Origin of the sequence: Variovorax sp. 22077 (genome assembly GCF_052044195.1) — a bacterium.
GTDB classification, from domain to species: Bacteria; Pseudomonadota; Gammaproteobacteria; order Burkholderiales; family Burkholderiaceae_C; genus Variovorax; species Variovorax atrisoli.
In genome coordinates this window covers 36,873-55,141 of record NZ_JBQEQC010000003.1, presented here as the reverse complement: position 1 = coordinate 55,141, position 18,269 = coordinate 36,873, and the positions used below count along the sequence as shown (strand labels likewise).

Sequence of the window (18,269 nt, the reverse complement as noted above, 5' to 3'; positions counted from 1 at the left end):
GGGAGAGTTTCATTTCAATGTTCCTCGTCCGAATGGCCGCTCTTCAGCGAGCGCCACAGCAGCACCGGCAGGATGATGGTGAACACGATCACTTCCTTGAACGAACTGGCCCAGAAGGAGCCGAAGGCCTCGATCACGCCCACGGCCAGCGCGCCGACCAGCGCGCCGGGGTAGCTCGCCAGGCCCGCGATCACTCCGGCCACGAAGCCCTTCAGGCCGATGAGGAAACCCGAGTCGTAGAACACCGTGGTGGTCGGCCCGATCAGCAGCCCCGAGAGCGCGCCGATCAGCGCCGCCATCGCGAAGGTGAGCTGCCCGGCCGCCTGGGTCGAGATGCCCATGAGCCTCGCGCCCAGCCGGTTCACCGCCGTGGCGCGCAGCGCCTTGCCGTAGAGGCTGCGCTCGAAGAACAGATACAGCAGCACGATCAGCGCGGCCGACATGCCGAAGATGATGAGCGCCTGCCCGCTCACGTTGAGCGGCCCGAGCGCCATGCGCTCGTCCCAGAACGGCGGGTTGCGGAAACCCTCCGCGCCGAAGAAGAGCAGGCCCAGGCCGGTCATCGCGAAGTGCACGCCCACCGAGACGATCAGCAGCACCAGCGAGCTCGCGCCCGCCAGCGACTGGTAGGCCACGCGGTACACCAGCGGCCCGAAGGCCGTGACGATGAACACCGTGAGCAGCGCCTGCACGCCGATGGGCAGGTTGCGCGGGCCGGCCCAGGCCGAGATCGCGCAGATGACGGCCGGCGCCGCGAAGGTGCGCAGCGCGGCCTTCAGCCCGGCGGCCGCGCTGCCGGCGTGGCGCCAGGTGACGACCAGGTCCATCAGCGCCGCGACGCCGGCCAGGATGAGCAGCAGCCACACCGTGCCCGGCGTCTTGCCGGTCTGGAAGATCGCCAGCGTCAGCGCGCCGTACGCCACGAATTCGCCCTGCGGGATGAAGATGACACGGGTCACCGTGAAGACGAGCACGATGCCCATGCCCAGCAGGGCATAGATCGCGCCATTGGTGAGGCCGTCCAGCGTCAGGATGCTGGCGATCGAGAAATCCATGGCGTATGCGCGATGTTGGCGGTGCGGATGTGAAGAAGAGGGGATTACTGCTCGACCTTGAACGCGCCGTTCACCACCTTGAGCATCACGCCGGTCTCGGTCGTGTAGCCCCAGTGGTCCTGCGCGGTCCAGTTCAGCACGCCGTGCGCGAGCACGGTGCGGCCCATGCCTTCGAGCGCGTCGCGCAGCGCGGCGCGGAACTCCGGCGTGCCGGGCTTGGCTTTCTTGAGCGCAACCGGCACGGCCTTCTCGAGCACCGTGAGCGCGTCGGCCGCATGGCCGGCGAACTGGTTGCGCGAGCCGGGGCCGTAGGCCTTCTCGTAGCCCTGCACGAAGGCGACGGCGGCGGCCTTCGAGGGATGGCTGTCGGGCAGCTGCTCGGCCACGGTGGCGGGGCCCGAGACCACGAAGGTGCCCTCGGCATCCTTGCCGGCGGTGCGCATCAGGTCCTGCGTGGCGGCGGCGTGCGTCTGGTAGACCTTGCCCTTGTAGCCGCGCTCCATCACCGCCTTCTGCGGCATGCCGGCGCCGCTGCCCGAGGCCACGATCAGGATCGCGTCGGGGTTGGCCGAAGTGAGCTTGAGCACCTGGCCGGTCACGCTGGTGTCGGCGCGCGCGAAGCGCTCGGTGGCGACGATCTTGATGCCGTTCTTGGCGGCCTCGGCCGTCAGCGCCTTGAGCCACAGTTCGCCGTAGGCGTCGGTGTAGCCGAGGAAGCCGACCGTCTTGACGTTCTGCTTCTTCATGTGGGCGACCACCGCGTAGGCCATCACGTCGTTCGACTGCGGCAGGCGGAAGAACCATTTGTCCTTGCCCGGCGGCAGCCCGGCCGGCGCGGTCGACAGCTGCGGCGTGCCCGACTCGGCCGTCACGTCGGCCATCGGGATCGCGACGGGCGTGGCGCTGGAGCCGATGATGATGTCGGCCTTGTCCTCGGTGACCAGGCGCTGCGCGTCCTTCACGCCGGTGGTCGGGTCGGTGGCGTCGTCGAGCACCACCACCTTGAGCGTTTCGCCCGCGATGGTCTTCGGCCAGATGGCGATGCCGTTCTTCACTGGAATGCCCAGGCCCGAGGCCGGGCCGGTGAGCGGCTGCACCACGCCCACGGTGATGTCGGCATGGGCGAGGCCCATGGCCATGAGCGCCAGCACGGCGGCGAGGGTGGTCTTCTTGAAGGTCATCGGTGTCTCCTGGGTACGTTGTGAAGCGGGCGGAACGAACGCGAAAAGGGAAGGGGCCTCAGCGCGGCGCCATGCGCAGCGCGCCGTCGAGGCGGATCACCTCGCCGTTGAGGTGGCCGTTGGTAACGATGTGGCAGGCCAGCTCGGCGAACTCCGAGGGCTTGCCCAGCCGCGGCGGGAAGGGGATGGACGCGGCCAGCGAGTGCTGCACCGCCTCGGGAAGCTCCAGCAGCAGCGGGGTGGCGAAGAGGCCCGGCGCCACGGTGCATACGCGGATGGCGTGTTGCGCGAGGTCGCGCGCCATCGGCAGCGTCATGCCCACCAGGCCGCCCTTGGAGGCGCTGTAGGCCTGCTGGCCCACCTGGCCGTCGAAGGCGGCGACCGAGGCGGTGAAGAGCATCACGCCCTTCTCGCCTTTTTCATCGCCACTGTCGAGCGCCGGCAGCTTCGCGCAGCGCGCGGCGAACAGGCGCGCCATGTTGTAGCCGCCGATCAGGTTGATGTTGACCACGCGCACGAAGTCTTCGAGCGGCGCGGGATTGCCGTCCTTGCCGACGATGCGCTTGGCGCTGCCGATGCCGGCCACGTTCATCAGGATGCGGGCGGTGCCGTGGGCGGCCTCGGCCTTGTCGAGCGCGGCGTTCACGCTGTCGGTGTCGGTGATGTCGCAGACGCACGCGATGCCGCCGATCTCGGAGGCCACCTTCGCGGCCAGTTCGGCATTGCGGTCGAGCACGGCGACCCTCGCGCCCAGCCGCGCGAGCTCGCGCGCGGTGGCTTCGCCCAGGCCCGATGCGCCGCCCGTGACCAGTGCTGCTTGTCCTTCGATCTTCATTTGTCTCGTCTCCAGGAATGTCCAGAAAGGTGGGGAAAAGGCTCAGCGGGGCTTCAGGGTGAAGGGCAGGCTGCCGTCGTGCATCGCCTCGGCCAGCGCGGCGCGGTGCTTGAGCACGGAACGCTGGTTGATGGAGCCCTTGTCGGTGACCTCGCCCTTGTCGATGGACGGCGGCTCGGCCATCAGGTGCAGCCGCGCGATGCGGTTGGCGCTGCCGGTGGCGCCGGCGGCCAGCGTGTCGACCACCTGCTGGAAGTGCGCCTGCACGGGCCCGCTCTCGAGCACCTCGCGCATGGTGGCGTCGGCCGGCAGGCCGGCGAGCTCGCGCACCTTCTGCGTCGGGAAGATGAGCGCGCCCACTTCCTTCAGGTTGATGCCGGTCAGCACCGCGTCCTGCACATAGGGCGCGCCGGCCGCGATGATCTTCGCGCGCATCGGGCCCACGCTCACGAAGGTGCCGGTGGCGAGCTTGAAGTCTTCGGCGATGCGGCCGTCGAAGCGCAGGCCGCGGTGGATGTTGCCCTCGTCGATCCACTTCACCGCGTCGCCGGTGGAGAAGAAGCCTTCCTCGTCGAAGGCCTCGGCCGTGGCCTCGGGCGCGCGCCAGTAGCCTGGCGTGATGTTGGGGCCGCGGTAGCGCACCTCGGTCTTGCCGTCGACCTCGATCAGCTTGAGCTCGATGCCCGGCGCGGGCAGGCCCACGTCGCCCGACTTCACGTCGGGCCCGGTCACGTACAGCGCGAAGGGGCCCGACTCGGTCATGCCCAGGCCGGTGCCCATGACGATGCGCTCGCCCACTTCGGCCTCCTGCGTGCGGTGCAGGCTGTCCCACACCGGCTGCGAGAGCGCCGCGCCCGAATAGAAGAACATCTTCACGCGCGACAGCAGGTTGCCGCGCAGCACCGGGTCGGTTTCCATGGCCTGCGCGATGGCCTCGAAGCCGGTGGGTACGTTGAAGTAGATGGTGGGCGCGATCTCGCGCAGGTTGCGCAGCGTCTCGGCCATGCCGGCGGGCGTGGGCTTGCCGTCGTCGATGTAGAGCGTGCCGCCGTTGTCCAGCACGATGCCCACGTTGTGGTTGCCGCCGAAAGTGTGGTTCCAGGGCAGCCAGTCGACCAGCACGGGCGGCTCGTCGCCCAGTGCGGGGATCGACTGGCGCAGCTGCTGCTGGTTGGCGCACCACATGCGGTGCGTGTTGATCACGGCCTTGGGCATCTTGGTCGAGCCCGAGGTGAAGAGGAACTTGGTGATGGTGTCGGGGCCGGTGGCGCGCATCGCCGCGTCGATGGCGGGCGTGGCAGGCGTGGAGGCGAGGGCGCTGAACGGCGTGACCGGCCGGTCGTCGAGCCGGCCGTCGGCCAGCACGACCTCGGTGCCGGCGGGCACGACCGCCGTGATGGCCCTGGCGAAACGCGCCGCGTCGCTCGCGAACACGAGGCCGGGCGTGAGCGTGTCGAAGACGTGGCGCAGCTTCTCGAAATCCTGGCTCACCAGGGAGTAGGGCGGCGACACGGGGCAGTAGGGCACGCCGGTGTAAAGGCAGCCCAGCGCCATCAGCGCATGCTCGATGCCGTTCTCGCTGAGGATCGCGACCGGGCGGTCGGCGCTCAGGCCGCGGTCCAGCAGGGCCTGTCCGATGCCGCGTGCTTCTTCGAGCGCCTGCGCGTAGCTCACGCGCAGCCATTCGCCGGTGCTGCCGTCGGCCAGCCGTTCGCGGCGGGCGATGAAGGTGCGATCGGGCTCGCGCTCGGCCCAGTAGGCGAGGCGGTCGGTCATGCGCTCGCGATAGGGGGCGAGCGGCGTCTCGGCGCTCAGGTATTGCGTGCCCGGCGCGCCGTCGCGCAGCACCGCGCGGGTGACGCCGAAGACCAGCGGGCGGTAGCGGACGGCGGGGGTGCTCATCCCTTGCTCACTTTCGCGCCGCGTCCTTCGAGGAAGTCGCGCACGCGCTGCTTGGCTTCGGGCGCGGCCTGCGTGATGCCGGAGATCAGCGCCTCGGTGAAGAAGCCGTGATCGGCCGACTGCTCGGCGATGCGCGGCAGGGCGTGCATCAGCGCGTAGTTGGTGAGCGGCGCGTTGGTGGCCACGCGCTTGGCGAGCTCGAAGGCCTTGTCGAAGGCCTGGCCCTCGTCGACGAGGTACTGCGCGAAGTTGGCGCGCTCGCCGTCCTCGGCGTTGTAGACGCGGCCGGTCATCATCATGTCGGTCATGCGGGCCACGCCGATCAGCTTGGGGATGCGCACCGAGCCGCCGCCGCCCACGAAGATGCCGCGCGAGCCTTCGGGCAGCGCGTAGAAGGTGGTGCGGTCGGCCACGCGGATGTGGCAGGCGCTGGCCAGCTCGAGCCCGCCGCCGACCACCGCGCCGTGCAGCGCTGCGATCACCGGCACCGGGCCGTGCTGGATCAGGTCGAGCGCGGCGTGCCACATGCGCGAGTGCTGCATGCCCTGGCCGGCGTCGCGCTCCTTCAGCTCGCTCAGGTCGAGGCCGGCGCAGAAGTGCGGGCCCTCGCCGTCGATCACCGCTGCGCGCACGCTGGACGGCAGCTTCTCGAAGGTGTCGCGCAGCGCGAGGATCAGTCCGTCGGACAGCGCGTTGCGCTTGGAGCCGCGCGTGAGGCGGACGATGGCGACTTCGTCGCGGATGTCGAGTTGGAGGTCTGGATTGGTCATGATGGGGTCCGGGGTTGCGTCGAATTATGGTTATGGGAAATAATCAATTCAAGGAATTTGGAGCCCCAGAGACCTAGGGACTTACCCGTACCGGAGACAAGACATGGACCATCAGAACCTGATCGCGATCGACATCCACACCCACGCAGAAGTCAGCTGCTGGAACCCGTTCGACAACTACGGCGAGGAATACGACCGCGCGGCCGACAAGTACTTCGGCTCCAGCGGCCGGCCCACCATTGCGGAGAGCGTCGCGTACTACCGCGAAAGAAAGATCGGCCTGGTGATGTTCATGGTCGATGCCGAATCGAACATGGGCCGCCGCCGCATCCCGAACGAGGAGATCGCCGAGGCCGCAAGGAACAACAGCGACATCATGATCGCCTTCGGCAGCGTCGATCCGCACAAGGGCAAGATGGGTGCGCGCGAGGCGCGCAGGCTCATCGAGGAGCACGGCGTGAAGGGCTTCAAGTTCCATCCCACGGTGCAGGGCTACCACCCCTACGACCGCATGGCCTGGCCCATCTACGAGGTGATCGCCGAATACGGGCTGCCGGCCATCTTCCACACCGGCCACAGCGGCATCGGCTCGGGCATGCGCTGCGGCGGCGGTCTTCGGCTCGAATACAGCAACCCGATGCACCTGGACGACGTGGCCATCGACTTCCCCGACATGCAGATCGTCATGGCCCACCCCAGCTTCCCCTGGCAGGACGAGGCGCTGAGCGTGGCCACGCACAAGCCCAACGTGTGGATCGACCTGTCGGGCTGGAGCCCCAAGTACTTCCCGAAGCAGCTCGTGCAGTACGCCAACACGCTGCTGAAGGACCGCGTGCTCTTCGGCAGCGACTACCCGCTCATCACGCCCGACCGCTGGATGCGCGACTTCGAGAACGCGGGCTTCAAGCCGGAGGTGATGCCCGGCATCCTCAAGGGCAACGCGATGCGGCTCCTGCGGCTGGATGCCGCGCCGGCCGCACCCGCGGCATCAGCCGGCTGAAGCCGCCTTGCGCGAACGGCCGGCCTGTGCGGCCGAGTCGTTCCAGTGCTGCTCCCACAGGGCGTCGCCGCGTTCGAGCGCGGCGCCCAGTTCCTTCTTGCGCCGCTGCACGACCGCGGTGACCAGCGCGTTGCACAGCGAGAGCGCCGCCGTGTACGAGTCGAAGGGCGACGCACTCGAGGTGCGCACCAGCATCACGTGATCGGCCGCCGAGGCCGCAGCGACCGAGGGGCCGTCGGTGATGACGATGACCTTGGCGCCCTTTTCCCTGAAGTACCTGGCCGCGCGCGCGGTGGCGAGCCCGTGGCGCCTGAACGTCAGGGCCAGCAGCACGTCGTGCTCGCCGATCCACAGCAACTGGTCTTCCATGAGCAGCGGGCCGCCGCCGTTCATCGGGCGGACGTCTGGCAGGCACATGTTCAGGTGCAGCGTCAGATGGCCGGCCAGCGCGGCGGCATGCCGCTGGCCGGTCACGTGCACGCGCGCCTTGCGCTGCGTGAGCATCCGCACGGCACCCTCGAAGGCCGCGACGTCGAGCGCCGCGAAGGTCGAGGCCAGGTTGTGCTGGTCGTGCAGCAGCGCGTTGGCAAGGCAGGTGCGCACGGACGTGTCGTCGGCGATGACGGCGTCCGCGCGCGTGGCCGGTGACGACAGCCGCGCGGTGACCTCCGAGCGCGCCTCGATCTGCGCATCGGCATAGCTGGGATAACCCAGCTTGGCCAGCAGCCGCACCACGGTGGAGGCGCTGGTGCCCACCTTCTTTGCAAGACTCGTTGCAGATTCGAGAAGGCCCTGGGGGTAGCGCGTCTGCAGTTCGTCGATCAGGCGCTGCTCGCTCCTGGTGAGCTTCCTGCCGTAGCCCGCGATGCGTTGGTTCAGATTCATGGTCGGGGCATTCTGCATGCGCAGCCGGGTTGCACCTGATTTTGCAATGGTCATTGCAAAAATTAAATCGTCTTGCAACAATGCGCGCACTTTCTATTGCACGACAGGACGCCCATGGAACCCCTCTTCACCGCCGCGGCACTGCGCCGCCGCGAGCTCCTCGCTGCCGGCCTCGCGTCGGTGCTGCCGCTGGCGGCGCACGCGCAGGCCTGGCCCTCGCGGCCGGTCACGCTGGTGGTGCCGTTCCCGCCGGGCGGCTCGGTGGACCTGATCGCGCGGCTCTACGCCGATCCGCTCGCGAAGGCGCTGGGCACGCCTGTCGTCATCGACAACCGCGCGGGTGCCGGCGGCTCCATCGCCAGCGCACAGGTGGCGCGCGCCAAGCCCGATGGCTATACGCTGGTCGCGTCGTCGCAGAGCTCGCACCTGGCCAATCCCCTGACCCAGCCCAATCCGGGCTACGACCCGATCAAGGACTTCGCGTCGATCAGCCAGCTCTCGCGCTCGATCAACGTGCTGCTGGTCAACCCGGCGGTGCCTGCGAAGAACTTCAAGGAGTTCGTCGCGCTGGTGAAGTCGCGTCCCGGCGAGCTCAACTTCTGCAGCGCGGGCCCCGGCAGCATGGGGCAGCTCAACGTGGAGCTGATGAAGTCGCAGCTGCAGCTCAACGCGACGCACGTGCCCTATCGGGGCGGCGGCCCGCTGGTCACCGCGCTGATCTCGAACGAAGTGCAGTTCGGCCTCGACAACCTCGCGCCCTTCCTGCCGCTGATCCAGTCCGGCAAGCTGCGCGCGCTGGCCGTGGCCGCGCCCGCGCGCGTGGCGGCGCTGCCCGACATCCCGACCTTCGCGGAGCTGGGCCATCCGGTGCTCAACACCACCTCGTGGATCGGCATCGCCGCGCCTGCCAGGACGCCGCCGGAGATCGTCGCGACGCTGCACAAGGCGGTGCGCTCGGTGGCCGACCAGCCCTCGATGGCCGAGGCGCTGCAGTCGCGCGGCGCATTGCCGCCCGAGGTGCAGTCGCCCGAGCAGTTCACCGCCATGATGTCGGAGCGCCTCGCGGTCTACGGCGACCTGGTCCGGCGAGCCGGCATCCGCGGGGAATGAGCGCCGCATGACCGAGTCATCGTTCGCGCCCGACACCGCCCCGCTGGAGGTCCTGCCGCGCGATCTCTCCGCCTACAGGCAGGGCAACACCGGCATCGACTACGTGCACCGTTTCGAGTCCGGCCGGCCGGGGCCGCACGTGCTCGTCAACGCGCTGACCCACGGCAACGAGATCTGCGGCATGGTGGCCGCCACGCACCTGCTGGACACCAGCGTGCGCCCGCGGATCGGCACGCTCACGGTCAGCTTCGCCAACGTGGAGGCCTACGAGGCCTTCGACATCGACAAGCCCTACGAGAACCGCCAGCTGGTGCACAACCTCAATCGCATCTGGTCGAAGGCCATGCTTGAGGGCACCGGACAGAGCCCCGAACTGCGCCGCGCGCGCGAGCTGCGCCCGGTGCTGGACGCGGCCGACTACGTGCTCGACATCCATTCGACCCGCGCACCGGTGCAGCCCTTCTGGGTCTATCCGGAGTTCGATCGCAACGCCGGGCTGGCGCTGGCCATCGGCGATCCGCTGGTGCATCTGGTGATGCCGGTGGGCGGCGCGCCGGGCACCGGTGTGACGGCCTACGGCCGCCATGGCCAGGAGGGCGTCGACGGCGGCGCCGTGGTCGTTGAATGCGGCCAGCATTTCAGCCAGTCGGCGGCCGACCTGGCGACCGACGTGACGCTGCGCTTCCTCGCGCACCTGGGGCTGGTCGAGCCGCCGCCAGGCGCCGCGGCGAAGGCGCCGGCGCGGCGCTTCCGGCTGCTCGAAGTGCACATGGTGAAGACCGAGAGCTTCAGCTTCGCGCGGCCGGTGCTGGGCTTCGAAGTCTTCCGCAAGGGCGAGCTGATCGCGACCGACGCGGGCCAGGAGATCCGCTCGCCCTGCGACGACTGCACGATCTTCATGCCCACGCGCGCGCCGCTGGTGGGACGCGAAGGCGTCTACCTGACGGTGCCGCTCTAGCCGGGCTGCCTGCCGCGGCGCAGCCGGTTCAGGGCACCGGCTGCGATTCCCGCCCGGGTTGCAGCGTTTCCGGTTCCGCTTCGGTTTCTTCCTCCAGCGCATCCCAGTCGCGCCCGAGCCGCCGGCGGCGCTCCTCGCGCTCGCGCGCCATCTGCTCCTCGAACTGCTGGCGGCCTGCCTTGTTGGCGGCGATCAGCTTGGCGCGGTCCTTGTAGTGCGGGTAGATCTCGTTGCTGAGTTCGATGTTTCGGCGGCGGAAGCGCATTGCCGATTCGCGCGCCTCGGAGGCCGGCCAGCCCAGCGCCTCGAGCGTGGCTCGCGCGCTGCGCAGCGAAGACTCGAACACCTCGCGCTCGACCTCCGTCACGCCGCGGTCGCGCAGCTGGAACAGGTGCGTCACGTTGCGTGCCCTGGCGATGATGCGGGCCTGCGGGAAGTTCTCCTTCACCAGGTCGACGATCTCCAGCGACTGCTCGATGTCGTCCACCGCCACCACGATCACCTTGGCCGTTCCCGCTCCCGCGGTGCGCAGCAGGTCGAGCCGCGTCGCGTCGCCGTAGAACACGCGAAAGCCGAACTGCCGCAGGCCTTCGACGGTGTCGGCGTCGTGGTCGAGCACCGTCACGCGCAGGCCCTGCGACATCAGCATGCGACCGACGATCTGGCCGTAGCGGCCGAAGCCGCAGATCAGCACCTTGGCGTCCTGCTGCTCCGAGATCTCTTCGAGCTTCGTGCCCGTGTTGCGGCTGTAGCGCGGCAGCACGAACCTGTCGAGCAGCACCAGCAGGAGCGGCGACAGCAGCATCGACAGCGCCACCGCGCCGATCAGCAGCGAGGTGACCTCGGGCGGCAGCACGTCGGGCCCCGCCGCCTGGAACACCACGAAGGCGAACTCGCCGCCCTGCGCGAGCAGCAGCGTGAACACCGGCCGCTCCTGGTAGGCGATGCCCATCGCCTTGGCGAGCGCGTAGATCACCGCCAGCTTGATGGCCACGAAGCCGACCACCAGCATCGCCATGATCCAGGGGCTCGCCATCAGCACGCCGAAGTTGATCGACATGCCCACCGCGATGAAGAACAGGCCCAGCAGCAGTCCCTTGAACGGCTCGATGTCGGTCTCGAGCTCGCGCCGGTATTCGCTCTCGGCCAGCAGCACGCCGGCGAGGAAGGCGCCCAGCGCCATCGACAGGCCCACCAGCTGCATCAGCGCCGCGATGGCCACCACCAGCAGCAAGGCGGCGGCGGTGAAGATCTCGGGCGTGTCGCTGCGCGCGATCCAGCGCAGGATGGGGCGCAGCAGCAGCCGGCCGCCGAGGATGATGCCGCCGATCACGCCGATGATCTTGGCCGCTTCCAGCGCGCGCTCGAGCCCGGTGATCGACTGCTCGGCCGCGGTGGCGCCGGCCAGCAGCGGCAGCAGCGCGAGGATCGGGATGGCCGCCACGTCCTGGAACAGCAGGATCGAGAAGCCGGCCTGCCCGCTGGGCGTCTTCAGCAGGTTGCGCTCGCCGAACACCTGCAGCGCGATCGCGGTGGACGACAGCGCAAGGCCCAGCGCGGCCACCAGCGACACGCGCCAGCTGGCGCCCACCGCGCAGCCGACCGCGAACAGCACGGCGGCGCAGCTCAGCACCTGCGCCGTGCCCCAGCCGAAGATGGGTCGGCGCAGGTTCCACAGGCGCTTGGGCTCGAGCTCCAGGCCCACGAGGAAGAGCATCAGCACCACGCCGAACTCGGCGAAGTGCAGCACGTCCTCGACCCTGGAGACCAGCCCCAGGCCCCAGGGCCCGATGGCGATGCCGGCCACGAGGTAGCCGATGATCGAGCCCAGGCCCAGGGCCTTCGACAGCGGCACCACCAGCACGGCGGCGCTCAGGTAGATCAGGCTGTTGGTCAGCCAGGCGGGTGCGTGTTCCATTCAGGCCGCCTTCCCGTTGCCGTCCACGGATGCGGTGGAGGCAGTGGTGCTGGCCAGCCCGTGGACCATCGCCGCGCGGAATGCGTCGGAGACCACCTTGCCGACCTCGTCGTTGTCGGCCGGCCGGTCGCTCTCGGGCACGGGGCAGGCGATGCAGGCGTCGATCTCCTCGATCTCGGGCCAGTCGGGGTAGCTGCCCAGCCGCTCGGCGAAGGTCTCGACATGCGCCTTCACCGCCGCCTCGCCGGCGCTGCGCGCGCCGTAGAAGATCATCGGCGGCAGGAAGCGCATGCCGCACAGCGCCGCGGTCTGCTCGTAGGGCGGCAGGAAGGCGTCGAAGAAGTAGCGGTGGTAGTTCTGAGGGTGGTAGCTCGCTTCGGGGCTGCCCGTGGTGGCGACCAGCCAGAGGTCCTTGCCCTGCAGGGCGGTGCCGCCTGGGCCGTAGGCCCAGCCGTAGGCGAGCACGTCGTCGACCCAGAGCTTCTGCAGCGCGGGCATCGAGTACCAGTGGATCGGATGCACCAGCACCACCAGGCTGGCCCTGGCGAGCCGCGCCTGCTCGGCCTCGACGTCGATGGCGAAGTCGGGGTAGGTGCCGTAGAGGTCGTTGACGTCGACCCCCGGCACGCCGCGCGCGGCGGCGAGCATGCGGCGGTTGACGCGCGAGTCGCGCCAGCGGGGGTGGGCGGCCAGCACGTAGATGCCGCCGGAGCCGCCTGCGGGGCTCTCGGCTGCGGTTCCCATGGATGTTGTTGTCGTCATCCCGCGAACATAGCTCAAGAGTGCGCCGGGGTGGGTTTCGCCGGGCATAAACGTCCTACGACTACCATTCGCGCTGTTGCCGTTCTGGAGGAGTGCTTTTATGCCGGTGGTTCTGGTCGCCAATCCCAAGGGTGGCGTGGGCAAATCGACGATCGCGACGAACGTCGCGGGCTACTTCGCAAGCCGGGGCCACGCCGTGATGCTGGGCGACGTGGACCGGCAGCAGTCCTCGCGCCTCTGGCTGGGCCTGCGGCCGCCGGTGGCCCGGCAGATATCCACCTGGGAAGCCACCGGCGAAGGCGCCGTGGTGCGCCCGCCGCGCGGCACCACGCACGCCGTGCTCGACACCCCCGCCGGCCTGCACGGCTGGCGCTTCAAGGAAGTGCTGGCGCTGGCCGACCGCGTGATCGTGCCGCTGCAGCCCAGCATCTTCGACATCTACGCGACCCGCGATTTCCTCGACCGGCTGCAGGAGAACCGCCGCGCCGAGAAGACGAAGATCGGCCTCGTCGGCATGCGCGTGAACGCCCGCACGCTGGCGGCCGACCGGCTGCACGAGTTCATCGAGGGGCTGGGCGTGCCGGTGATCGGCGAGCTGCGCGACACGCAGAACTACGTGCAGCTCGCCGCTCGGGGACTCACGCTGTTCGACATCGCGCCCGGCCGCGTGCAGCGCGACCTGGAGCAGTGGCAGCCGATCTGCGAATGGCTCGACGCCTGATCCGCGCGACGGCTCCCGGTTTACCCTGACTCCGGTTGTCGCGAGGCCGACAGCCTCGCGGCGACCCCAGACGCCAGAATGCCCCGCATGACCAAGAAGACATTCCAGACCCTTCAGGATCTCGCCGCCTGCGTCGGCCAGGAAGTCGCCGTGAGCGACTGGATCGCCATCACGCAGGAGCAGGTCAACCAGTTCGCCGAGGCGACGGGCGACCACCAGTGGATCCACGTCGACATCGAGCGGGCCAAGGCCGGCCCCTTCGGCGGGCCGATCGCGCACGGCTTCCTCACGCTGTCGCTGCTGCCGCGCTTCTACGAGACGGCGCTGGACGTGGTCGAGTCGCGCATGGGCGTGAACTACGGCCTGAACAAGGTGCGCTTCATGTCGCCGGTGCCGGTGGGCAAGCGCCTGCGCGCGCGCATGAAGCTGCTGACGGCAGACCCCATTGCCGATGACGGCTTCCAGATGACCTGGGAAACCACCATCGAGCTCGAAGGCGCCGCCAAGCCGGCCTGCGTGGCCGAGTCGGTGGTGCGCCGCTACCGCTGAAGCGGCCGCGGCGTCCTTGCTTCTTTTTCTTTCTTCTTACATCCGGCGGTCGGTCACTTCGCCGTAGGTGGCCGCGCCCTGGCGCGTGATGCTGAGGGCGCTGGCGCGCACTGCGTCGCGGTCGGTTTCGCCGCTCCTGGCCTGCGTCACGCCGGTGCCGCCATTGCTGATGCGAAGCGGCTGGCGCGCGTCGGCCTGCACTTGCGCGCGGGACAGCGTCGACTGGAAGGGGGCGGGCGGCAGCGGGTTCTGCTCTCCCTGGAAGGCCTGCGCGCTGCCGGCGAAGGCGAGCGTTGCGAGTGCGGCGAGAGCGATCGGCTTGGCGTTCATGGCGGGGCTCCTTGGTACAGGGTGGATGGGATGAATGCCGGGCCGCCTTGCGGCCGGCATGTCTTCCATACGACGCGATTCGCCGAATGGATGTGTCCTGTCCCTGCTGCCGGAAGGGGCAGCCGCCGCCTCAGGCGAAGCCGTTCTGCCGCCAGGCCTCGAACACCGTCACCGCCACCGCGTTCGAGAGATTCAGGCTGCGCTGGCCCTCGCGCATCGGCAGCCGCAGCCGCTGCGACTCTGGAAAGCCGTCGCGCAGCGCGGGTGGCAGCCCGCTGGTTTCCGATCCGAACACCAGCCAGTCGCCGGGCTGGAAGCGCACTTCGTGCACCGGGCGAGAACCGCGCGTGGTGAGTGCGAACATGCGGTCGGCGGCGGGCTGCTCGGCCGCGAGCAGGGCCGGCCAGTCGGCATGGCGCCTGACTTCGGCGTACTCGTGGTAGTCGAGGCCGGCGCGGCGCAGAAGGCGGTCGTCCATCGAGAAACCCAGCGGCTCCACGAGGTGCAGCTTGCAGCCGGTGTTGGCTGCGAGCCGGATCACGTTGCCGGTGTTCGGCGGTATTTCGGGGTGGACCAGGACGATATTGAACATCCGGCGATTGTCGGCGGGCCGGGGCGCCGGCATCTCAGCGCGGCGGATCGGTGCGGGCCAGCACGATCCCGGTGATGTGTGCCGCGCCGGCCTCGCGCAGCACACCCGCTGCAGCGAACAGCGAGGCGCCGCTGGTCATGACGTCGTCCACCAGCACGATGCGGCGGCCGCGCAGTTCGTGGGCGCGCAGCGGCTCCACCGCGAAGGCGCCGCGCAGGTTGCGCAGCCGGTCGGCGCGCGACAGGCCGCTCTGGGCGGTCGTTTCTCGAGTGCGAAGGAGCAGGCCGGCGTCTGCCTTCGAGGGCGCCAGGCGGCGTACCAGTTCGTGCGACTGGTTGAAGCCCCGCTCGCGCAGCCGGCCGGGCGCCAGCGGCATCGGCAGCACGATGTCGCTGGCCTCCAGTGCAGGCTCCACCCAGGGCGCACTGCGCAGCAGCGTGGCGAAGGGCCCGGCCCAGCCGGCCTCGCCGCGGAACTTGAATGCCGCGATGGCGTCCGGCCAGGGCCATGCATAGGTGCAGGCGGCCAGGCAGGCATCCAGCGGCGGCGGGCTCTTCACGCATTCGCCGCAGCGGCCGACACCCTCGGGCAGGCGCAGCGCGCAGCCGCTGCAGCGCGAAACGGGCGGGGCGAAGCGGGCCACGCAGGCGTCGCAAACCGGGCGCGACGGCCAGGCGCGGCAGACCGCGCACTGGCTGGGCAGCCGCGCGAGCAGCGAGGTGAAGAGGCCGGTCGGGCCGGAAGACGGGAAAGGCCACATGGCCCGGTGGCTGAGCATCGCCTCAATATACTCACGGCCCCATGGCCACCGACCCCGCAAGACGACCGCCGACCATCGATGCCACGGCGGCCGCCCGCTGGCGCCGGCTCGCGCCCGCCGACGGCGCCTCTCCCTGGCTGCACGAGGAAATCGGCCGCCGCATGGAAGACCGGCTGCAATGGATCAAGGCGCAGCCCCGCAGCTGGGCCGACTGGGCCCCGCTGCGCGGCGGCCTCGAGGCCCACGAACTCGTCGCCCGCCGCTACAAGGATGCGGCTTCCTACGTGATCGAACCCGAGGGCGCGCTGGCCCCGGCCACCGGCCAGGCGCTGGCCGCGCCGTGGTGGAGCGCGCGGCGCTGGCAGGCCGGCAAGCCGCGCTTCGAGGCACCGCCCGAAGACGGCGTCGACCTGCTCTGGGCCAACATGTCGCTGCACATGGCGGCCGACCCCGAGGCGCTGATCGCGCACTGGCACAAGCTGGTGGCGACCGACGGCTTCCTCATGTTCTCGTGCCTCGGCCCGGACACCGTGCGCGAGCTGCGTGCGCTGCATGCCCGCATGGGCTGGCCGGCCGCAGGCCACGAGTACACCGACATGCACGACTGGGGCGACATGCTGGTGCATGCCGGTTTCGCCGAGCCGGTGATGGACATGGAGCGCATCGTGCTGACCTGGGCCACGCCCGAGGCGTCGCTGGCCGAGCTGCGCACGCTGGGCCGCAACCTGCATCCGGCGCGCTTTCCTGCGCTGCGCGGCAGGGGCTGGCTGCAATCGCTGAAGAAGGCGCTGCCCGAACTCGCACCGGCGGAGGGCGGCGACGGACGCATCGCGCTGACCTTCGAGGTTGTCTACGGCCACGCCTTCAAGCCGGTGCCGCGCGTGTCGCTCTCGGCCGAGAGCGCGGTGTCGCTGCGCGAGATGCGATCGATGCTTCAGCGAGGCCGTCCGGGCGCCTGAACGATCGCGGTCGGCGCACCCGAAAAACGTGCCTCGAAAACGCCTGTCTCAGAGAGCGTTTCTTGCCTACTAGTAGTGACCCGTAGGCGTCTCACAGGGCACCCGGGCGCAGGTATCTACCCGCTACAATCCGCCGTTGCGTGAAACTCGCGGGTATTGTCCCGCGATCGAAGGGTGTCGGATCCTGTTCGTACGAGAGGGTTTGGCGACCGTCGACGCACCGATTTGCTGAACTCGCCCGTGTCGAATTCCGTGTTTCGATTTGCCACCGTTTCAGGCCAGAGCATCCACTGGTTCCTGAAGCGCAACTGCTCGGTGACGCCGAGCCAGCTGGGCTGGCTCTACGCATCGCTGTGCGTGGTATCTCTCGGCATCGGCACTCTGTTCTGGCTGCACGGTGCGCCCATGGTGCTGCCTTTTGCCTGGCTCGAACTGGCTGCTGTCGGGTTTGCCTTCATGGTCTACGCAAGGCATGCGACGGATGGCGAGAAGATCGCATTGCAGGAGGGACGTCTCGTCGTCGAGCTTGAGAACGGCGGGCACTACGAGCGCACGGAATTTCTTCCGCACCAGGTGCGGATCGAACCCCAGGCCGGCGATCGCTCGCTGATCGAGGTCTCGGGGCAGGGTCGATCGGTCAGGGTGGGGCGCTATGTACGCCCGGAGTTGCGTGCGGCCTTGGCCCGCGAGATTCGAATGGCGTTGCGTGGCGCCTGAGGAGACTTGCGCAGTGCTGCACGGTTGGGTTTGTCGAAAAAATTGAAGAAACGTGAACACGATGAAGAGCATTTGGCGCAATAAGTACAGGCCGGCGAATCTGTTGCTGGCGGCCGGCGCGGCTTTCAGCAGCGCGGCGCACGCAGTCAACGATCTGCCCGGCGGCCCTTCGGTGCGCCAGTTGAATCTTCCGGTCGGCGTGACCAAGATCGCTCAGGAGCAGCATCTGCTCCACACGATCATGATGATCCTGTGCACGGTCATCTTCGTCGGCGTGTTCGCGGTGATGTTCTATTCCATCTGGAAGCACCGCAAGTCGGTGGGCCACAAGGCCGCCAACTTCCATGAATCGGTGGTGGTCGAGGTCATCTGGACCATCGTGCCCTTCCTCATCGTCATCGTCATGGCGCTGCCCGCCACCAAGGTGCTGGTGGCCCAGAAGGACACCACCAACGCCGACCTCACGATCAAGACCACGGGCTACCAGTGGAAGTGGGGCTACGACTACCTCAACGGCGAAGGCGAGGGCCTGGCCTTCATCTCCACGCTCGACAGCTCGCAGCGCGCCATGTCCGATGCGGGCGCCAAGGGCCAGATGCCCGACGACTACCTGCTCAAGGTCGACAACCCGCTGGTCGTGCCGGTGCAGAAGAAGATCCGCATCATCACCACCGCGAACGACGTGATCCACGCCTTCGCCGTGCCGCAGCTGGGCCTCAAGCAGGACGCCATTCCCGGCTTCGTGCGCGACACCTGGTTCCGCGCCGAGACCGTGGGCGACTACTACGGCCAGTGCCAGGAGCTGTGTGGCAAGGAACACGCCTACATGCCGATTCACGTGAAGGTGCTCTCGGCCGCCGACTACACGGCCTGGGTCGCCGCCAAGCGCAAGGAAGCCGCCGCCAAGCTCGACGACCCGACCAAGGTCTGGACCCTGCCCGACATGCTGGCGCGCGGCGAGAAGGTCTATGCCGCCAACTGCGCGGCCTGCCACCAGGCCAACGGCAAGGGCGCCGGTCCGATCAAGCCGCTCGATGGTTCGCCGAAGGTGACCGACGCCGACCACAAGGTTCAGCTGACGGTGCTGCTCAACGGCCAGAACAACGGCGCGATGCCTTCCTGGAAGCAACTGAGCGATACCGACCTCGCGGCCGTGGCCACCTACACCAAGAACAGCTGGTCGAACAAGACGGGCCAGCTGGTGCAGCCGGCCGAAGTGCTGGCCCTGCGCGCCAAGTGATGCGCGATCGCCCCGCGACGAAGAA

The 18,269-nt window shown here is 69.0% G+C and carries 19 protein-coding genes; 8 read left to right on the top strand and 11 right to left on the bottom strand.

Annotated features, from left to right (window positions below; all coding sequences use genetic code 11):
* Positions 1-14: 14 nt before the first annotated feature.
* Genes ACTJLF_RS04790 through ACTJLF_RS04770 form a run of 5 tightly spaced genes read right to left on the bottom strand, consistent with a single transcriptional unit; the run spans position 15 to position 5,743 of the window.
* Positions 15-1,055, bottom strand: coding sequence for a branched-chain amino acid ABC transporter permease (locus tag ACTJLF_RS04790; protein ID WP_019656131.1), 1,041 nt, complete (start codon positions 1,053-1,055; stop codon positions 15-17).
* A gap of 44 nt (positions 1,056-1,099) precedes the next feature.
* Positions 1,100-2,236: an ABC transporter substrate-binding protein gene (locus ACTJLF_RS04785; RefSeq protein WP_019656130.1), complete on the bottom strand. Its 1,137-nt coding sequence runs from the start codon at positions 2,234-2,236 to the stop codon at positions 1,100-1,102.
* A gap of 58 nt (positions 2,237-2,294) precedes the next feature.
* Entirely contained in the window at positions 2,295-3,071 is a 777-nt protein-coding gene (locus ACTJLF_RS04780; protein ID WP_440882603.1) for an SDR family NAD(P)-dependent oxidoreductase, read from the bottom strand.
* A 42-nt stretch (positions 3,072-3,113) separates the two neighbouring features.
* Positions 3,114-4,973: a feruloyl-CoA synthase gene (locus tag ACTJLF_RS04775; RefSeq protein WP_440882602.1), complete on the bottom strand. Its 1,860-nt coding sequence runs from the start codon at positions 4,971-4,973 to the stop codon at positions 3,114-3,116.
* Complete coding sequence (locus tag ACTJLF_RS04770) at positions 4,970-5,743, bottom strand: crotonase/enoyl-CoA hydratase family protein (protein WP_019656127.1); 774 nt, start codon at positions 5,741-5,743, stop codon at positions 4,970-4,972. The genes ACTJLF_RS04775 and ACTJLF_RS04770 overlap by 4 nt, the downstream gene beginning before the upstream one ends.
* A 103-nt stretch (positions 5,744-5,846) precedes the next feature.
* Between ACTJLF_RS04770 and ACTJLF_RS04765 the strand changes: the two genes are divergently transcribed.
* On the top strand, positions 5,847-6,743 hold the full coding sequence (locus ACTJLF_RS04765) for a 4-hydroxyphenyl-beta-ketoacyl-CoA hydrolase (RefSeq protein ID WP_019656126.1): 897 nt from the start codon (positions 5,847-5,849) through the stop codon (positions 6,741-6,743).
* On the opposite strand, the gene ACTJLF_RS04760 is transcribed toward ACTJLF_RS04765, so the two are convergent.
* Positions 6,732-7,628: a MurR/RpiR family transcriptional regulator gene (locus ACTJLF_RS04760; protein ID WP_260310855.1), complete on the bottom strand. Its 897-nt coding sequence runs from the start codon at positions 7,626-7,628 to the stop codon at positions 6,732-6,734. The genes ACTJLF_RS04765 and ACTJLF_RS04760 overlap by 12 nt on opposite strands.
* A 114-nt stretch (positions 7,629-7,742) precedes the next feature.
* On the opposite strand from ACTJLF_RS04760, the gene ACTJLF_RS04755 reads away from it, so the two are divergent.
* Positions 7,743-8,738: a Bug family tripartite tricarboxylate transporter substrate binding protein gene (locus ACTJLF_RS04755; RefSeq protein ID WP_126184575.1), complete on the top strand. Its 996-nt coding sequence runs from the start codon at positions 7,743-7,745 to the stop codon at positions 8,736-8,738.
* A gap of 7 nt (positions 8,739-8,745) precedes the next feature.
* Complete coding sequence (locus ACTJLF_RS04750; protein ID WP_354412248.1) at positions 8,746-9,696, top strand: succinylglutamate desuccinylase/aspartoacylase domain-containing protein; 951 nt, start codon at positions 8,746-8,748, stop codon at positions 9,694-9,696.
* A 28-nt stretch (positions 9,697-9,724) separates the two neighbouring features.
* On the opposite strand, the gene kefC is transcribed toward ACTJLF_RS04750, so the two are convergent.
* Together kefC and kefF are read right to left on the bottom strand one after the other, a co-directional pair.
* Positions 9,725-11,614: a glutathione-regulated potassium-efflux system protein KefC gene (kefC, locus tag ACTJLF_RS04745; RefSeq protein WP_440882601.1), complete on the bottom strand. Its 1,890-nt coding sequence runs from the start codon at positions 11,612-11,614 to the stop codon at positions 9,725-9,727.
* Entirely contained in the window at positions 11,615-12,376 is a 762-nt protein-coding gene (gene kefF, locus ACTJLF_RS04740; RefSeq protein ID WP_440882600.1) for a glutathione-regulated potassium-efflux system oxidoreductase KefF, read from the bottom strand.
* 100 nt (positions 12,377-12,476) lie between these two features.
* Between kefF and ACTJLF_RS04735 the strand changes: the two genes are divergently transcribed.
* Both ACTJLF_RS04735 and ACTJLF_RS04730 read left to right on the top strand, forming a co-directional pair.
* A complete protein-coding gene (locus tag ACTJLF_RS04735; protein ID WP_019656120.1) occupies positions 12,477-13,097 on the top strand; it encodes a ParA family protein in 621 nt (206 codons plus the stop codon).
* Positions 13,098-13,175: 78 nt separating this feature from the next.
* Positions 13,176-13,646, top strand: coding sequence for a MaoC family dehydratase (locus ACTJLF_RS04730; RefSeq protein ID WP_019656119.1), 471 nt, complete (start codon positions 13,176-13,178; stop codon positions 13,644-13,646).
* Positions 13,647-13,682: 36 nt separating this feature from the next.
* Here the strand turns inward: ACTJLF_RS04730 and ACTJLF_RS04725 are convergent, their stop codons facing one another.
* The 3 genes from ACTJLF_RS04725 to ACTJLF_RS04715 form a co-directional block, all read right to left on the bottom strand.
* Positions 13,683-13,976, bottom strand: coding sequence for a DUF4148 domain-containing protein (locus ACTJLF_RS04725; RefSeq protein ID WP_019656118.1), 294 nt, complete (start codon positions 13,974-13,976; stop codon positions 13,683-13,685).
* A gap of 130 nt (positions 13,977-14,106) precedes the next feature.
* Positions 14,107-14,568: a tRNA (uridine(34)/cytosine(34)/5-carboxymethylaminomethyluridine(34)-2'-O)-methyltransferase TrmL gene (trmL, locus tag ACTJLF_RS04720; RefSeq protein ID WP_126184572.1), complete on the bottom strand. Its 462-nt coding sequence runs from the start codon at positions 14,566-14,568 to the stop codon at positions 14,107-14,109.
* A gap of 34 nt (positions 14,569-14,602) precedes the next feature.
* A complete protein-coding gene (locus ACTJLF_RS04715) occupies positions 14,603-15,328 on the bottom strand; it encodes a ComF family protein (RefSeq protein WP_132753652.1) in 726 nt (241 codons plus the stop codon).
* A 41-nt stretch (positions 15,329-15,369) separates the two neighbouring features.
* Here ACTJLF_RS04715 and ACTJLF_RS04710 point away from each other — a divergent pair, with 41 nt between their 5' ends.
* The 3 genes from ACTJLF_RS04710 to coxB all read left to right on the top strand — a co-directional run bounded on the left by ACTJLF_RS04710 (position 15,370) and on the right by coxB (position 18,244).
* Complete coding sequence (locus tag ACTJLF_RS04710; protein WP_132753654.1) at positions 15,370-16,287, top strand: biotin synthase; 918 nt, start codon at positions 15,370-15,372, stop codon at positions 16,285-16,287.
* Positions 16,288-16,527: 240 nt separating this feature from the next.
* On the top strand, positions 16,528-17,004 hold the full coding sequence (locus ACTJLF_RS04705) for a DUF2244 domain-containing protein (protein ID WP_020723207.1): 477 nt from the start codon (positions 16,528-16,530) through the stop codon (positions 17,002-17,004).
* A gap of 61 nt (positions 17,005-17,065) precedes the next feature.
* Complete coding sequence (coxB, locus tag ACTJLF_RS04700; RefSeq protein WP_019656113.1) at positions 17,066-18,244, top strand: cytochrome c oxidase subunit II; 1,179 nt, start codon at positions 17,066-17,068, stop codon at positions 18,242-18,244.
* Positions 18,245-18,269 lie beyond the last annotated feature (25 nt).

Excerpts from the sequence above, each read along its gene's own strand:
- ACTJLF_RS04735 (WP_019656120.1), top strand. The coding sequence starts at position 12,477 with ATGCCGGTGGTTCTGGTCGCCAATCCCAAGGGTGGCGTGGGCAAATCG.
- ACTJLF_RS04710 (WP_132753654.1), top strand. The coding sequence starts at position 15,370 with ATGGCCACCGACCCCGCAAGACGACCGCCGACCATCGATGCCACGGCG.
- ACTJLF_RS04790 (WP_019656131.1), bottom strand. The coding sequence starts at position 1,055 with ATGGATTTCTCGATCGCCAGCATCCTGACGCTGGACGGCCTCACCAAT.
- ACTJLF_RS04785 (WP_019656130.1), bottom strand. The coding sequence starts at position 2,236 with ATGACCTTCAAGAAGACCACCCTCGCCGCCGTGCTGGCGCTCATGGCC.
- ACTJLF_RS04765 (WP_019656126.1), top strand. The coding sequence starts at position 5,847 with ATGGACCATCAGAACCTGATCGCGATCGACATCCACACCCACGCAGAA.
- coxB (WP_019656113.1), top strand. The coding sequence starts at position 17,066 with ATGAAGAGCATTTGGCGCAATAAGTACAGGCCGGCGAATCTGTTGCTG.
- ACTJLF_RS04775 (WP_440882602.1), bottom strand. The coding sequence starts at position 4,973 with ATGAGCACCCCCGCCGTCCGCTACCGCCCGCTGGTCTTCGGCGTCACC.
- kefF (WP_440882600.1), bottom strand. The coding sequence starts at position 12,376 with ATGACGACAACAACATCCATGGGAACCGCAGCCGAGAGCCCCGCAGGC.
- ACTJLF_RS04750 (WP_354412248.1), top strand. The coding sequence starts at position 8,746 with ATGACCGAGTCATCGTTCGCGCCCGACACCGCCCCGCTGGAGGTCCTG.
- ACTJLF_RS04780 (WP_440882603.1), bottom strand. The coding sequence starts at position 3,071 with ATGAAGATCGAAGGACAAGCAGCACTGGTCACGGGCGGCGCATCGGGC.
- ACTJLF_RS04770 (WP_019656127.1), bottom strand. The coding sequence starts at position 5,743 with ATGACCAATCCAGACCTCCAACTCGACATCCGCGACGAAGTCGCCATC.
- ACTJLF_RS04755 (WP_126184575.1), top strand. The coding sequence starts at position 7,743 with ATGGAACCCCTCTTCACCGCCGCGGCACTGCGCCGCCGCGAGCTCCTC.
- trmL (WP_126184572.1), bottom strand. The coding sequence starts at position 14,568 with ATGTTCAATATCGTCCTGGTCCACCCCGAAATACCGCCGAACACCGGC.
- ACTJLF_RS04715 (WP_132753652.1), bottom strand. The coding sequence starts at position 15,328 with ATGTGGCCTTTCCCGTCTTCCGGCCCGACCGGCCTCTTCACCTCGCTG.
- kefC (WP_440882601.1), bottom strand. The coding sequence starts at position 11,614 with ATGGAACACGCACCCGCCTGGCTGACCAACAGCCTGATCTACCTGAGC.
- ACTJLF_RS04730 (WP_019656119.1), top strand. The coding sequence starts at position 13,176 with ATGCCCCGCATGACCAAGAAGACATTCCAGACCCTTCAGGATCTCGCC.
- ACTJLF_RS04760 (WP_260310855.1), bottom strand. The coding sequence starts at position 7,628 with ATGAATCTGAACCAACGCATCGCGGGCTACGGCAGGAAGCTCACCAGG.
- ACTJLF_RS04725 (WP_019656118.1), bottom strand. The coding sequence starts at position 13,976 with ATGAACGCCAAGCCGATCGCTCTCGCCGCACTCGCAACGCTCGCCTTC.